Here is a 12,275-nt window from a genome sequence, read left to right as displayed (position 1 = left end):
GCAACGGCAAGGAGGTCGCCGGTCGGCTCGCCGTCCGGACGAACTCCGGGCTGCTGTCCGACGTCGTCGGCGTCTCGGCCGACGGTGTGTCGCACTCGATCTTCGGTGGTGCCTACACCGCCGAGGCCAAGTCGAACACCGAGCACCCGGTCATCACCGTGCGCCCGGGCTCGATCGAGATCGAGGCCGCCGCAGGTGCGGGTGCCCGCGAGACCGTCGAGGTCCCGGCCCCGTCCGGGCGTGCCGCGACCGTCACCGGCCGCGAGCCGATCCAGGGCGGGTCCCGTCCGGAGCTGACCGAGGCGACCGTGATCGTCTCCGGTGGGCGCGGCGTGGGCTCGGCCGACGACTTCACCGTCGTCGAGGGCCTGGCGGACTCCCTCGGTGCCGCCGTCGGTGCCTCGCGCGCCGCGGTCGACTCCGGCTACTACCCGCCGCAGTTCCAGGTCGGCCAGACCGGCAAGTCGGTCTCGCCGCAGCTCTACATCGCCCTCGGCATCTCCGGCGCGATCCAGCACCGCGCCGGCATGCAGACGTCGAAGACGATCGTCGCGGTGAACAAGGACGAGGAGGCGCCGATCTTCGAGATCGCCGACTTCGGCATCGTCGGCGACCTGTTCAAGGTGGCGCCGCAGCTGCAGGAGGAAGTGGCCAAGCGCAAGGGCTAACGCGCCTCCTCCTGCTCGAAACGACCACCCGTCGTCCGAGCGACGCGTCTGTCCGGGCAGAACCCCCCGGTGGGCGTAGCCGTGACGTCGACCGCGCCCGAGGCAGGTATCTGACATCCCGGCGGGCTGCCCCGACGACTCAGTTGTTGCGCGATATCGATGCGGTCACCGAGATGGGGAGCCGCCGCGCTCAAGGATCTGAACCTCATGCCTTGTTCGATCGCCAGTGCCTGCCGGCGACTGCCCAAGTTAATGGATTCGTCTGCTGAACAGCGCGAGCATGTTTGTCAGATCGTTGCTGCTCACGGCCCGACATAGGATCAAGAACCCATCACGTTCTAGTTCCGCTTAAGGCCGCGCGGCCGAGAACTTCAGTGGAACGCCTGCGGCGTGGCCTGTTAGCCCGGTGGCTTAGCACGGCCGGTCTCCCGGTCAAGGGCGCTGCGCTGGCGCTCCGCGTCGCTGCGCGACCGGCCTGCGGCCGGCCCTTGACCGCGAGCCTCGCCGGCCGTGCCGGGTCGCCCCAAGGGGCGGCGGGGTAACAGCTCCCCGCCACCCCTTCGGGGTTCCCGGGCCGACAGGCCCCTTCTCGTTTCGCGGAGGCGACCATGGGCAAGGCGCAGCAGACCATCACCACCACCGACAGGTCCATCGCCGAGGAGAACGCTGGCCGCGGTCTGGCGTCGGTGAGTACGCTGGCGGTGCGGGTCGCGGGGTTCGTTCCGACCCGGGTCGACATGCGCTTCGCCGGAACCCCCGAGCAGCAGCTCGGAATCACCCTGGGCACGGTGCTGGTGTACGTGAGCATGCATCGCACCGCGGCGACGATCGCCGACAAGTGGGCCGCCGCCGCTCCGTTGGCGCGGGGTCTGTCGCACGCCCTGCCCCAGGGGCGCCGCGATGCGGCGGTGGCGGTGGGGCCGTGGCTGCTGTCGGCGATGGTGCGTTCCGCCGGTACTCCGGCGGTGACCGCGTCGATGCTGACCCCGGCGCCGGGTCGGGAGGTGCCGCCGTTGCTGCGGATGCAGGTCGGCCCGGTCACCTGGGAGTTGGCCGACGCGGTGGCCTACACCTCGATGCTGAATGCGTGGCGGATCGCCGAGGACCTGCTGGCCTGTGGACAGACCCCGACCGAGTAGCCCGCGAGGGTCGGATTGTGGATGGCGGGGCCCGGCTGCTGGTGCAGCCGAGCCCCGCTGCGTCACCCTCGAACCCATGAAGCAGTGGCGGGTAGGAGTGCTGCGGTCAGGGGCAGAGAACGTGGCCTGGACCGACCACGGCGAAGGCTCGGACTGGGAATCCGCCCGCGACGCCGCGGTCGAGGCGCTGCACGCGCGGGTCCTGGCCGAGGGGCGTCAGGAGTTCCGGGTCCAGGTCGCGGAGAACGAGGCGTATGTGTTCCCCGGCGAGACGGCCGATGGTGAGCTCGAGCTGACGGGGATCCGCGATGTGTTGTCCCAGCGCTACAGCGGCTGAGACGGTGGAGCGGACGCCTGCGGCGGCCCACCCGGCCCGGCGATCACGGCGACGGCGCGGTCCCGGAGCCGGCCTGCGCCTGGGGTGGTGCGGCGAGGGTCAGGGCGCGGCGTAGCCGGTGGCGGCCGGCCGCGCCGGTCGCGATCGGGCCCGGCCGTTCGTAGACCTGGCCGGCTGCGCCGAGTTCGTGTTGCTCGCGGCGCTGGTCGAGCGCGGACCGGTCACGGTCGAGCAGCTCCCGGGGCGCCTGTAGACGGGAGACGTGCAGGTCGCAGGCGTATTCGATCCACAGTTCGACGGGGTGGCGGTGCTCGACCAGGACGAGGCCGGCCCAGCGTGGTGGGTGGGTGCAAGGGCGGGGTTGGCCGCGGAATCCGGCGAAGCGATAGGCGCCGCACCTGGCCTGGCCCAGGCACCATGAGATCCGTTCCGGCTCGCCGTCGTCGTCCACCATGCAGGTGTATAGGGTGGGGTGTACGTCGTCAAGGTGGGCTATACACACCGGCATGAGCGAGCGGCGGGAATCGGCGTGCGAGCTGCACACGCAGATGTCGGAACGGATCATCGAGGTGGTGCGCGGTGTGGAGGACCCGGGTGCGCGGCACCGGTTGATCGGTGAGGTGCTGGCGGAGAACTCGGGGTTCGTCTCGGAGCTGGCGGGGTTGATCCGGGAGTCGGTGCAGGCGATGAAGGATGAGCAGGGGATGGGCTACGGCCGGATCGCCGCCGAGCTCGGCCTGTCCCGCTCACGGGCCCAGCAGCTCTACAACGGCACCCGATAACCCACGTCCCTGCCGGCCACGGGGCGGCCGGGCGGGGTCAGGAGTGGTCGGCGGCGTGGTAGAGCCGTTCGGCCTCGACACCCAAGGGCGGTCCGCTCACGGAGGAGTCGCCGCCGATCGACTCGACCGCGGTGACGAAACCCAGGCCCGTGGCGGGGTCGAGGTCGGCCATCCACGCCGACCCGGACGAGCCGCCGGTCAGGGTGCAGTCGAGCTGGACGACCGCGCCGTGCAGGCCACCGGTGTTGCGGGCGGTACCGGTGCAGGACTGCTGGGATTCCCCGTCGTAGGGGGGCGCGGCGGGGTAGCCGGTGATGGTGACCTGCTGCTGGTCGGGGGAGTCGAAGGTGAAGCCCTGTGCGCCGAGGACGTCCTGGGCGGTGTTGCCGTCGGGGTCGCGGGCCAGGCGCAGGAACGCGACGTCGTGCTCGGGATAGATCAGCTCACCGTTGCCGGCCCGCCCGGAACCGTCCTGCCAGGCGGCGGGCACCCAGGCCCGTTCCACGGGCCAGGTGCCGAAGCGGGGGTTGCCGTTGCTGTAGCCGGGGGCGAAGGCCAGGCCCTCGACCCAGCGGCCGTCGGTGTAGACGCAGTGCGCGGCGGTGACTGCGACGCTGCCCGAGTTCGAGGAGATCAGGGTGGCGGTGCAGCGGTGGGCGTCGTTGAACAGCACCCCGATCGTCGACGGCGCCGGCCCGGCGCCGGCGGAGTACTCCCCGCGCTCGGCCGGGTTGAGCGACACCGCCGCCGACGGGCTCGCCCCAGACCCGCGGCCGTCGGTGGACAGCCACCAGCCGATCAGGCCGGCGGTCCAGCCGAGCAGTAGCACCGCCAGCAGTGCGAGCCAGACCCGATGCCGCGACCGCACCTCGACGCCCTGCCCCACCGACTACCTCCCCGCCGATACGCCGGACCGCTCCGGCCGAACAGGGGGGGAGTACATCCGACCCCGCGGGCGACCACGGGCGAATGCGCAACTGCGAACGAGTCCGCTGTGGTCTGTCGCTCGAGCAGCACGAGGCCGGCACGGGGCGCGGTGTCTGCGGCGGAAGTTGCGCGAACGGGCCTCGGTGACGGTGTCGGGCGGGGACGCTGTCGGTATGACGGTTCCCGACCTCGACGGCGCGCTGCGCTGTCTCGGCCTCGACCCCGACAACCCAACCGACGCACACGATGTCGATGCGGTCACCGAGATCTGGAGCCGCCGCGCCCTCGAACCTGCACCCGGCCGGTCCGTCGCCGAGAGCGGCAGTGCCTATCCGCGGCTGCGGATCGTCCCCTGAGCCCGACGATGAGCGCCGACTCCGACCGGGACCTGGCCGAGCTCTACCTCGCCGGCGTGCTGCCACGCCGGTGGCGACACGTGCAGGGTGTGGCCCGGCGCGCCGAGGCCGTCGCCGCGCACCTCTCTCCCGCTGATGGGGAGTTGCTGGTGAACGCTGCGTGGCTGCACGACATCGGCTACGCCCCGCCCCTGGCCACCACTGGATTCCACCCGCTCGACGGCGCGAACGCTATGCGCGAGCTCGGGGTCGGGGAGCGGTTGTGGGGGCTGGTCGCCCATCACTCCGCCGCGATCCACGAAGCCCGCGAGTTCGGCGTCGCCGAGCAGCTCTACCAGTTCCGCGACGAGCAGGGGCTGGTGCGTGATCTGCTCTGGTACCTCGATATGACCACCAGCCCCGACGGGCAGCCGGTGTCCTTCGCCGCACGGATGGCCGACGTACGCGCCCGGTATGGACCAGAGCACTTCGTCGGGCGAGCACTGGGGCCGAGCATGGGCGACCGCCAGGCCGCAGTCGACCGCGCGCTCCGATGGCTGGTCGACGCCGGTCACCGACCGGACCACACCTAAATCCTCGTCAGCGTCGCCCCGCAGAAAAACAGTCGGCGTAGTCACGCCGGGCGTGCGTGGCCGCGATCCGAGGCATCGCCGCCGAGCGAGCCCACGCCGGCGACCCGGACAAGCCGTCGACACCCGACACTACCTCGCCGCCCTTGACGACCAGACGCACCTGACGATGCCCGCCGACGCCCGATACCATCGTGGCCAGGGCCTCCTGGTCTCCGACGCAGCGCGGTCGCCGCCGCTACTGACCACCTGGCCCGGCCGCGCCGTTCGCCCGGATTGCGCCGTTCGGTCGCGAACCGGGCGGGCCGCCGCACGTCGTACCGACCATGCAGCTCCCCGCGCTTCATGTGCGCACCAGGCGAACCGCCGGCATCGCCGCCGCCGTGCTCGCCGTCGCCCTGCTCGGCACCGCCTGCCAGGAGGCGGAGGCCAGCCCTGCGCCTCGACCGGCCGTCCCGCCGTTGCCGACGATCGCGCTACCGACCGCGGCCCCCGGCGCTCCAGGCGGCCAGATCGTGTTGACCTGCCGGCAGCTCGGCACCAGCACCCGCTACCTGTGCGATCAGACCGGCGTCGGCCCCGCACCGGTCACCACCACGACCGCGCCGCCAACGTCGTCAACGTCGTCAACGTCCGCATCATCATCGTCCAGCACGCCGCCGCCGGGCAGCTCCGCACCGCGGCCCGCCCCGGAAGACTTCCCGCCGCCGAGCGTCCCACCCGCGCCGCCGTCCACGACGCCGTACCTCCCGCCACCCGCAACGACGGCCGTCCCCGGCGCCTGACCGGAGACCGCAGTCGCGCTCGCCGTCAGACTCACCGGGGGGTGAGGCACGCCCGCCGGCCCTTCGGTCCGCTGGTTCGCGAGTGGTACGCGGCGCAGATCGCCCGAGCACCTCCTCCCGGGCGGTGACTTCAACCAGGGCATCGGCGCGGAGCTGATCGCGCGCCGCTACGGCCTCACCCGCCGTGACCTCGACGAGTTCTCGGCCGAGTCGCCCGCCCGCGCGGCGGCCGCGACCGACAACGGGGCGTTGGCAGGCCAGATCGGGATCATCCCGGAGGCACCGTCGTTGACCGCGGACGAGGGCATCCGCCGCGGCACCACGGTCGAGACGCTCGCAGCGCTCGAGCCCGCCTTCGTCGAGGACGGTGTCATCCACGCCGGCAACTCGTCCCAGATCTCCGACGGCGCGGGCGCGCTGCTGATCACGAGCGCGGAGCGGGCGCGTGAGCTAGGACTCACGCCCATTGCCCGCTACGTGGGTGGCGCGGTCGCGGGCTCCGACCCGATCGAGATGCTGACCGGACCCATCCCGGCCACGGCGAAATTGCTCAAGCGCACCGGGATCGCGGCGCGCGACATCGGGACCTTCGAGGTCAACGAGGCCTTCGCGCCCATCCCGTTGGCCTGGCTCGCGGAGTTCGACGTGGACCGAGACCGCGTCAACCCCGACGGCGGAGCCATCGCCACCGGCCATCCGCTCGGCGGCTCCGGTGCGATCCTGATGACCCGGATGGTCCACCGGATGCGACGCGAGGACATCCGCTACGGCCTACAGACGATGTGCGAAGGCTGCGGGACGGCGAATGCGACGCTGATCGAGTTGCTCTGAAGCGAGCGGCGACGTCGAGCTCGTGCGAAGGCCTGGCGGTCGAGGTGGTGTGCGGAGCACGGCGCGAGTCGGCTAGATCTCGCGCCATGCCCCGGGCAGGCGTGCCGGCCCCGTCAGTCCGCTGAGTCGCGGCGCTTCACCCACTCCGTCATCGCTCGGCGGTCGAGCTTGCCGGTCGGGGTGTAGGTCCAGTTGTCCGTCTCGGCGCGCACCACACGCTTGGGGATCTTGTAGCCGGCGATGCGGCCGCGGCAGGACGCGATGATCGCCGCTTCGTCGAATGTCGTTCCTGGGGCCGGCTCGATGATGGCGCAGACCTGTTCGCCCCAGCGCGGGTCGGGCATGGCGACGACGAGTGCCTTGGCGACGCCTTCCGTTTCGAGCTGGAGGAACAGCTCGACCTCCTGCATGCTCACGTTCTCCCCGCCGGACTTGACCGTCTCCTTGCGCCGTCCGCGGTAGTAGAGGTAGCCGTCGGCGTCGACCCAGCCGATGTCGCCGCTGTGGAAGAAGCCGTCGTCGTCGAACGCGCTCTTCGTCTCGTCGGGCATGTTGTAGTAGCCCTTGAACAGCGCGGGGCCCTTGAAGCAGATCTCGCCGGGCTCGCCCGTCGGCACTTCGAGGCCGGTGTCGAAGTCGACGATCCGCAGCTGCATGCCCAGTCCGGGGCGACCGTGGGAGGTCCTCATCCGGGCGGTGTCGTGGCGGTCCCGGAACGGGAAGAAGGTCTGTGCCGCCACGTATTCGCTCGACCCGTAGATGTTGCCCTGGTGCTGGACGCCCATGGCGGCGATCTCATCGAACGATGCGGGGCTCGAGCCGATCATCGTGCGCGTCACGCTGCTGAAGTCGTAGAGCTCGAACATCGGGTCGCGTTTGAGCATCAGGAAGTGCACGTCGAACCCGAAGAGCAGTGAGATGCGCTCGCGCTCGATGATCTTGAGTGCGTTCCGCGGGAGGAAGTGCGGCGTGAGGTGGACGGCGCCGCCACGCAGATGGAGCATCAGGACCGTGAAGTAGGCCGCGACGTGGTAGTTGGGCGCGATGATGAGTGTGGAGTCGTCCGATGTCGCCTCGACGCCGTCGGCGTAGTTCGCGACGCCGACCAGGAGGGACTGGTGGTCGTGGATGACCGGTTTCGGGAAGCTGCTGGTGCCCGAGGTGAGTAGGTAGATCGAGTGCGTGTCGGGGTGCACGGTCGAGGACAGGGCGGCGAACCCGGCGGCGTCCGTCTCCGTGCCCTCCTCCTTCAGCTCGACCAGCGACGCCGCCAGGGGCGCGTGGCGACCTGAGCCTTCGACGGAGATGAGCATGCGCAGATAGGGGAGGGCATCGGACGTGACCCGGCCGCTGCGCCCGTCCTCCCCGCTCACCGGGTTGATCTCCACGGCACCGACCGTCCGTGCGACGTAGTCGGCGCCGCGGAAGTCCTCCGTGGCCACCAGCACCGTCGCCTGGGTGAGCGTGAGACCCTCGTGGATCTCCCGGCCCTCCCAGGTGAGGTTCAGGGGCACGGCGACCGCCCCGATCCGCATGAGGCTGTAGTAGAGGACGATCCAATCCGAGGTCACGCCGATGAGGAACGCGACGCGGTCCTCCTGCGTGATTCCCGCAGTACGCAGGCCGTGGGTGAGCCGGGCGACCTCTCGGCGGAGCTCGAGGTAGCTCCAGCGACGGTCGCCCTCGACCAGGGCGGTGCGGGTACCCCAGCGACGGCAGCTCTCGTCGAGAACTCGGTTGACGGTCTGGTTGAGCCCCTCGTGGTACATCGAACTCCTCCTTCACGGAGTCAGGCGCCGCTCCATCGCGGCGCGCGTCGCTCGCGGAAGGCGGTGGGGCCCTCCTGAGCGTCAGTACTGAGGTAGACCGGCCGGAAGATCTCCTCGGCCTCGTCGAACAGGTCCCGGTAGGTGCCGCGCAGTGACAGGTGCACCATTCGCTTGGCGGCACGCACGGTGAGAGGTGCGTTGGCGAGGATGGTCCGTGCTGTCGCCTCGGCGTCGTCGAGCAGGTCCGACGCCGGCACGACCCGGTTCACCAGACCGATCTCGTAGGCCCGCTCCGCGGTGATCGGCTTCGCGGACACCATCATCTCGAGGGCGACACGGGGTGGCACCAGCGGCAGCAGCGGCATGGCCCAGGGGAAGCCCCGGCCCCAGCGTGCCTCGGTGATACCGAGCACGGCCTTGTCCGACGCGATGCACAGGTCGGCCATCTGGGCGAGCAGGAAGCCCCCACCGAAGGCCTGACCGTTGACCGCCGCGATGAGCGGCTTGTCGGTGTGGATGTTGCGCCCCAGGTGCGGCAGGAAGTCCGGCGGGGGAACGGTCATCCCGGTCTCGGACATCTCCTTCAGGTCCCCGCCTGCGCAGAACGCGCGGTCACCACTCCCGGTGAGCACGGCGACCCCGACGTCGGGGTCGTCACGAAGCCGCCGCAGCGCCTCCCACAGCCCGTCACGCACCTCGCGGCTGAGCGCATTGCGGGACTCGGCGCGGTCGATGGTGATCCAGAGGAGCCCGTCGTCGACGCGCGTGAGCACGGCGTCGGAGCTCATCGGGACCCCACCTGTCGAGGTCCGTAGGCGGGCGGTCGCTTCGCGCGGAAGGCGGCCACGCCCTCGTCGAACTCCGAGGTCCGGAAGGCCGCGGCCTGCGCGAAGGCCTCCAGCGCCATGACATCGTCGCGAGTCTTCGACGTGACCCCGTTCACGATCGACTTGATCATCGCGTATGACGCGGACGGGCCACTGGCGAGCCGTTCACCGAGCTTGGTGGCCTCGGCGAGGGCGCCGCCGTCGTCGACGACGTGGTTCACGAGCCCGTGCACGGCCGCGACGTCGGCGGTCATCGGCTCGCCCAGCATGGCGAGCTCCTTTGCGCGGTGCGGGCCCAGGGCCTCGACCCAGAAGTGGAGGGCGCCGAGGTCGGGGACGAGCCCCACCGTGGTGAACGCGGGGACGAACCGGACGGACCGGCCGGCGACCACGAGGTCGCACGCTGCGGCGAGGCTGAACCCGGCGCCCGCGCAGGCTCCGTCGACCGCGGCGATGACGGGGAGGTCCACCTCCTGGATGGCGCGGATGACCTCGTGGTAGGTCAGCATGAGCTGACGTGCCGACTCGATGCCCGCGGAGAGCCGCGGGCCGAGGTCGTGGAGGTCGCCGCCCGCGCAGAACGCGCGCCCGGAACCGGTGAATACGACGGCGCGGACCTCGGGGTCGCGGCCCAGCGCGCGCAGGGCGTCAGGCAGTGCGCGCATGAGCTCGTCGTCGAGGGCGTTGAGCTGGTCGGGCCGGTCGAGGTGCAGTACCGCCACGCCCGTGACGGGGTGCTCGACCCCTAGGACCTTGCTAGTCATCGTCGCCCCCGGGGATGGGGAACCGGCTCATCAGGGCGGCCATGGACTTCCCGGTCTCGTCGAACCGCAGGGTCTGGGTGGCGCCTCCGCCGAGGGCCCCGTACATGACCACCTGGAGGGACTCGATGAGCGGCAGCTCGTAGACGTGGACCTCACCGGTGACCAGGTCGCCGAAGAAGCCCTTGACCGCCTCGGGGGTCACGGCGGCGCGCAGGACCTCGAACTCCGTAGGCCCCTTGGCCATGATCCCGATGTTGCTCACGTCGCCCTTGTCGCCGGATCTGGTGTAGGCCAGATCGTTAAGCAATGTGGACACGACGAGTCACCTCCTCTACGGCCACGCTGGTCGGAACGAGGTCTCGCGGCACGAGGGTCGGCCACAGTGCGATGACCTCGCGAGCCTTCATCTGGGCACCGAACGCCGTACCGACCGGGCCGGCGGTGGTGAAGTGGGTCAGCTCGCGCCGGATGGCGTCGGCTTCGGCGCGGGTCTCGACCCTGGCCGCCACCCGCACCTCGATCTCCTCGGGGTCGCTTGAGGGCAGGGGGATCAGGCTGCCTCCGAGGGCGTTGACGCCGACGCGGTCGAAGCGGATCTCACGGGGCTTGATGCCGATGATGTCCAGGCGCTTGAGGATGAACTCCTCACACCGCTCAGCCTTCTCCAGGGTGTCGGGCCACGGGATGAGCACACGCCCCTCGGCGATCCAGCCGTCGGTGTACCCGATCTGGACCTTGAGCTGGTCCGGCCGCTCCCGGCCCGTCATCCCGGTCAGCTCGACCCGGTCGGGGCCGACTTCCTCAACGCGCACGGTCGTCAGGTCGGCGATGCCGTCGGGCATGCGGTAGTCGGCCGGATCGTGGGTCTCGTAGAGCAGGTGTTCCTTGATCGTCCACTGGTTGATCAGGCCCCCGGTGCCCGCCACCTTGGAGATGATCGCGGAGGTGTCCTCTCTGACCTCCGCGATCGGGAAGCCGATGTTCCAGGGCTCCGGCACGTGCTTCCACTGCGAGCTCATGCCGCCGCAGCAGATCCCGGCGCACTCGATGACGTGGGCGATCGTGACGGCCGCGCCGATGGCGTCCCACCGCCCCGATTCCGGTGTCCACCCAAACTCGTGGGCGAGCGGCCCGACGTAGAGCGAGCTGTCGGCGAGGCGGCCCCCGATCACCACCTCGGCGCCGAGCTCGAGGGCCTCGACGATCGCCTCTGAGCCGATGTACGCGTGCGCGGAGACGACACGGTCGGCGATGCCGTCGAAGTCGGAGCTGCCCGTGTCGAGGTTGACGAACGGGACGCCGGCGGCCCGGAGGTCACCGATGCGGTCGGTCAGGTCGTCTCCGGCGATCGTCGCGAGGCGGACGGAGTCCAGGTCGGCCCGGCGGATCTCGGCGGCGACGGCCTCACCCGCGGCGACGCTGTTGACCCCGCCGCCGTTGAGCACCATCCGGGTGCCGTTCGGGTGGGTGATGGGCAGCAGCTGCCGCATCCACGGGACGACGTCGGGGATGTAGCCCTTGTGGGGGTCGCGACGCTTCGCACCCTGCAGCAGCGACATGGTCAGCTCGGCGAGGAAGTCGAAACCCAGGTAGTCGAGTTCGCCGTGCCGAGCCAGCGTCGTCGCCGACTCGATCATGTCGCCCCAGTAGCCGGAGCCTGCTCCCAGCCGGACGGTCTTCATGACAGCGCCATCCCGTTCGCGAACTTGCGGGTCGCCGAGTTCAGCGCGTCGAGCTCCCCGAGATTCGCGGTGAGCCCGCCGTCCACGACGATGGTCTGGCCGGTGAGGAACCGGGCCCCGGGGGAGACGAGGAAGTCCACGGTGCAGGCCATGTCGTCGACGGTGCCGAAGTCCTTGACCGCGGACTGTGCGGTGAACCGCTCCTTCAGGAACTCGAACTCCGAGCCGCCCCAGATCTTCGAGGAGGCGGTCTCGAAGCCGCCAGGACACACAGAGTTGACGGTGATCCCCGCCTGCCCGAGCTCTACGGCGTAGGAACGCACCAGGCTCTCCATGGCCGCCTTGGCGGCGCCGAGGAGGCCGTGTCCCGGCATGTAGCGGAAGCTGTCGATCCCGCTGATGCCGACGATCCGGCCGCCCGGCCCCATCAGGGGGACGGTGGCGCGGATGAGGCGGACGAAGCCACCGACGACGAGGTTGAGCGTGCGCGCCACGTTGGCGTCGGACAGCTCCAGCATCGGCTTGAAGGCCGTGGCGGCGGCGTTAGCGACGAGGACGTCGACCCGGCCGAACTCCTGCTCGACCTGCGCGAACATGTCGGTGACGGCCGCCTCGTCCTCGACGTCCGCCTGGACGACGAGGGCCCGACGGCCGAGGGCGCGGACCTCGTCCGCGACCTCCTCGGCGTGGTCGAGGTTGCGTCGGCAGTTGACGACCACGTCGTGGCCGGATCGGGCGAGGTGGACCGAGATCTCTCGGCCGAGGCCACGGGAGGCCCCGGTGACCAGGGCGACTCGGTCGCCGCCGGGGGTGGTGGTCATGACGTTCTCCATTCCGGC

At 70.7% G+C, this 12,275-nt stretch carries 15 protein-coding genes and 1 pseudogene; 7 read left to right on the top strand and 9 right to left on the bottom strand.

Going from position 1 to position 12,275, the window contains the following annotated elements; genetic code table 11:
• The 3 genes from NH602_RS00565 to NH602_RS00555 all read left to right on the top strand — a co-directional run.
• Positions 1–668, top strand: a 668-nt coding sequence (locus tag NH602_RS00565; protein WP_253066707.1) for an electron transfer flavoprotein subunit alpha/FixB family protein, incomplete at its 5' end; no start/stop codon positions are given.
• A 608-nt stretch (positions 669–1,276) separates the two neighbouring features.
• Positions 1,277–1,807 (top strand): hypothetical protein, encoded by a 531-nt coding sequence (locus NH602_RS00560; RefSeq protein ID WP_253066706.1) that lies wholly within the window; start codon positions 1,277–1,279, stop codon positions 1,805–1,807.
• Positions 1,808–1,883: 76 nt separating this feature from the next.
• On the top strand, positions 1,884–2,144 hold the full coding sequence (locus tag NH602_RS00555; protein WP_253066705.1) for a hypothetical protein: 261 nt from the start codon (positions 1,884–1,886) through the stop codon (positions 2,142–2,144).
• A gap of 43 nt (positions 2,145–2,187) precedes the next feature.
• Here NH602_RS00555 and NH602_RS00550 read toward each other — a convergent pair whose 3' ends face one another.
• Positions 2,188–2,598, bottom strand: coding sequence for a hypothetical protein (locus NH602_RS00550; RefSeq protein ID WP_253066704.1), 411 nt, complete (start codon positions 2,596–2,598; stop codon positions 2,188–2,190).
• Between the two features lie 52 nt (positions 2,599–2,650).
• Between NH602_RS00550 and NH602_RS00545 the strand changes: the two genes are divergently transcribed.
• Entirely contained in the window at positions 2,651–2,926 is a 276-nt protein-coding gene (locus NH602_RS00545) for a hypothetical protein (protein WP_253066703.1), read from the top strand.
• A 37-nt stretch (positions 2,927–2,963) separates the two neighbouring features.
• On the opposite strand, the gene NH602_RS00540 is transcribed toward NH602_RS00545, so the two are convergent.
• A complete protein-coding gene (locus NH602_RS00540) occupies positions 2,964–3,812 on the bottom strand; it encodes a serine protease (protein ID WP_253066702.1) in 849 nt (282 codons plus the stop codon).
• Positions 3,813–4,026: 214 nt separating this feature from the next.
• Here NH602_RS00540 and NH602_RS00535 point away from each other — a divergent pair, with 214 nt between their 5' ends.
• Positions 4,027–4,209, top strand: a complete 183-nt coding sequence (locus NH602_RS00535; protein ID WP_253066701.1) for a hypothetical protein — start codon at positions 4,027–4,029, stop codon at positions 4,207–4,209.
• Between the two features lie 8 nt (positions 4,210–4,217).
• Entirely contained in the window at positions 4,218–4,781 is a 564-nt protein-coding gene (locus NH602_RS00530; RefSeq protein ID WP_253066700.1) for an HD domain-containing protein, read from the top strand.
• Positions 4,782–5,340: 559 nt separating this feature from the next.
• Here NH602_RS00530 and NH602_RS00525 read toward each other — a convergent pair.
• On the bottom strand, positions 5,341–5,514 hold the full coding sequence (locus tag NH602_RS00525) for a hypothetical protein (RefSeq protein WP_253066699.1): 174 nt from the start codon (positions 5,512–5,514) through the stop codon (positions 5,341–5,343).
• Positions 5,515–5,689: 175 nt separating this feature from the next.
• On the opposite strand from NH602_RS00525, the pseudogene NH602_RS00520 reads away from it, so the two are divergent.
• A pseudogene (locus NH602_RS00520) lies at positions 5,690–6,394 on the top strand (acetyl-CoA C-acyltransferase); the annotation flags it as partial.
• A 113-nt stretch (positions 6,395–6,507) separates the two neighbouring features.
• On the opposite strand, the gene NH602_RS00515 reads toward NH602_RS00520, so the two are convergent.
• The 6 genes from NH602_RS00515 to NH602_RS00490 are packed head-to-tail and all read right to left on the bottom strand — an operon-like array spanning position 6,508 to position 12,257.
• Positions 6,508–8,163, bottom strand: a complete 1,656-nt coding sequence (locus NH602_RS00515) for a class I adenylate-forming enzyme family protein (protein WP_253066698.1) — start codon at positions 8,161–8,163, stop codon at positions 6,508–6,510.
• 20 nt (positions 8,164–8,183) lie between these two features.
• Positions 8,184–8,951, bottom strand: a complete 768-nt coding sequence (locus NH602_RS00510) for an enoyl-CoA hydratase/isomerase family protein (protein ID WP_253066697.1) — start codon at positions 8,949–8,951, stop codon at positions 8,184–8,186.
• On the bottom strand, positions 8,948–9,712 hold the full coding sequence (locus tag NH602_RS00505) for an enoyl-CoA hydratase/isomerase family protein (protein WP_253066696.1): 765 nt from the start codon (positions 9,710–9,712) through the stop codon (positions 8,948–8,950). Before NH602_RS00505 ends, NH602_RS00510 begins: the two co-directional genes overlap by 4 nt.
• A gap of 34 nt (positions 9,713–9,746) precedes the next feature.
• Positions 9,747–10,070 (bottom strand): hypothetical protein, encoded by a 324-nt coding sequence (locus tag NH602_RS00500; RefSeq protein ID WP_253066695.1) that lies wholly within the window; start codon positions 10,068–10,070, stop codon positions 9,747–9,749.
• Complete coding sequence (locus NH602_RS00495; protein ID WP_253066694.1) at positions 10,054–11,436, bottom strand: acyclic terpene utilization AtuA family protein; 1,383 nt, start codon at positions 11,434–11,436, stop codon at positions 10,054–10,056. Before NH602_RS00495 ends, NH602_RS00500 begins: the two co-directional genes overlap by 17 nt.
• Positions 11,433–12,257, bottom strand: coding sequence for an SDR family NAD(P)-dependent oxidoreductase (locus NH602_RS00490; protein ID WP_253066693.1), 825 nt, complete (start codon positions 12,255–12,257; stop codon positions 11,433–11,435). Before NH602_RS00490 ends, NH602_RS00495 begins: the two co-directional genes overlap by 4 nt.
• Positions 12,258–12,275: the final 18 nt, after the last annotated feature.

Source organism: Pseudonocardia sp. McavD-2-B (assembly GCF_024124365.1).
GTDB classification, from domain to species: domain Bacteria; phylum Actinomycetota; class Actinomycetes; order Mycobacteriales; family Pseudonocardiaceae; genus Pseudonocardia; species Pseudonocardia alni.
This window is presented reverse-complemented; position numbering and strand designations above follow the sequence as displayed.

What these genes read in the sequence shown, in the direction of transcription:
- NH602_RS00560 (WP_253066706.1), top strand. Translation starts at nt 1,277, where the DNA reads ATGGGCAAGGCGCAGCAGACCATCACCACCACCGACAGGTCCATCGCC.
- NH602_RS00555 (WP_253066705.1), top strand. Translation starts at nt 1,884, where the DNA reads ATGAAGCAGTGGCGGGTAGGAGTGCTGCGGTCAGGGGCAGAGAACGTG.
- NH602_RS00550 (WP_253066704.1), bottom strand. Translation starts at nt 2,598, where the DNA reads ATGGTGGACGACGACGGCGAGCCGGAACGGATCTCATGGTGCCTGGGC.
- NH602_RS00545 (WP_253066703.1), top strand. Translation starts at nt 2,651, where the DNA reads ATGAGCGAGCGGCGGGAATCGGCGTGCGAGCTGCACACGCAGATGTCG.
- NH602_RS00535 (WP_253066701.1), top strand. Translation starts at nt 4,027, where the DNA reads ATGACGGTTCCCGACCTCGACGGCGCGCTGCGCTGTCTCGGCCTCGAC.
- NH602_RS00530 (WP_253066700.1), top strand. Translation starts at nt 4,218, where the DNA reads ATGAGCGCCGACTCCGACCGGGACCTGGCCGAGCTCTACCTCGCCGGC.
- NH602_RS00515 (WP_253066698.1), bottom strand. Translation starts at nt 8,163, where the DNA reads ATGTACCACGAGGGGCTCAACCAGACCGTCAACCGAGTTCTCGACGAG.
- NH602_RS00510 (WP_253066697.1), bottom strand. Translation starts at nt 8,951, where the DNA reads ATGAGCTCCGACGCCGTGCTCACGCGCGTCGACGACGGGCTCCTCTGG.
- NH602_RS00495 (WP_253066694.1), bottom strand. Translation starts at nt 11,436, where the DNA reads ATGAAGACCGTCCGGCTGGGAGCAGGCTCCGGCTACTGGGGCGACATG.
- NH602_RS00490 (WP_253066693.1), bottom strand. Translation starts at nt 12,257, where the DNA reads ATGACCACCACCCCCGGCGGCGACCGAGTCGCCCTGGTCACCGGGGCC.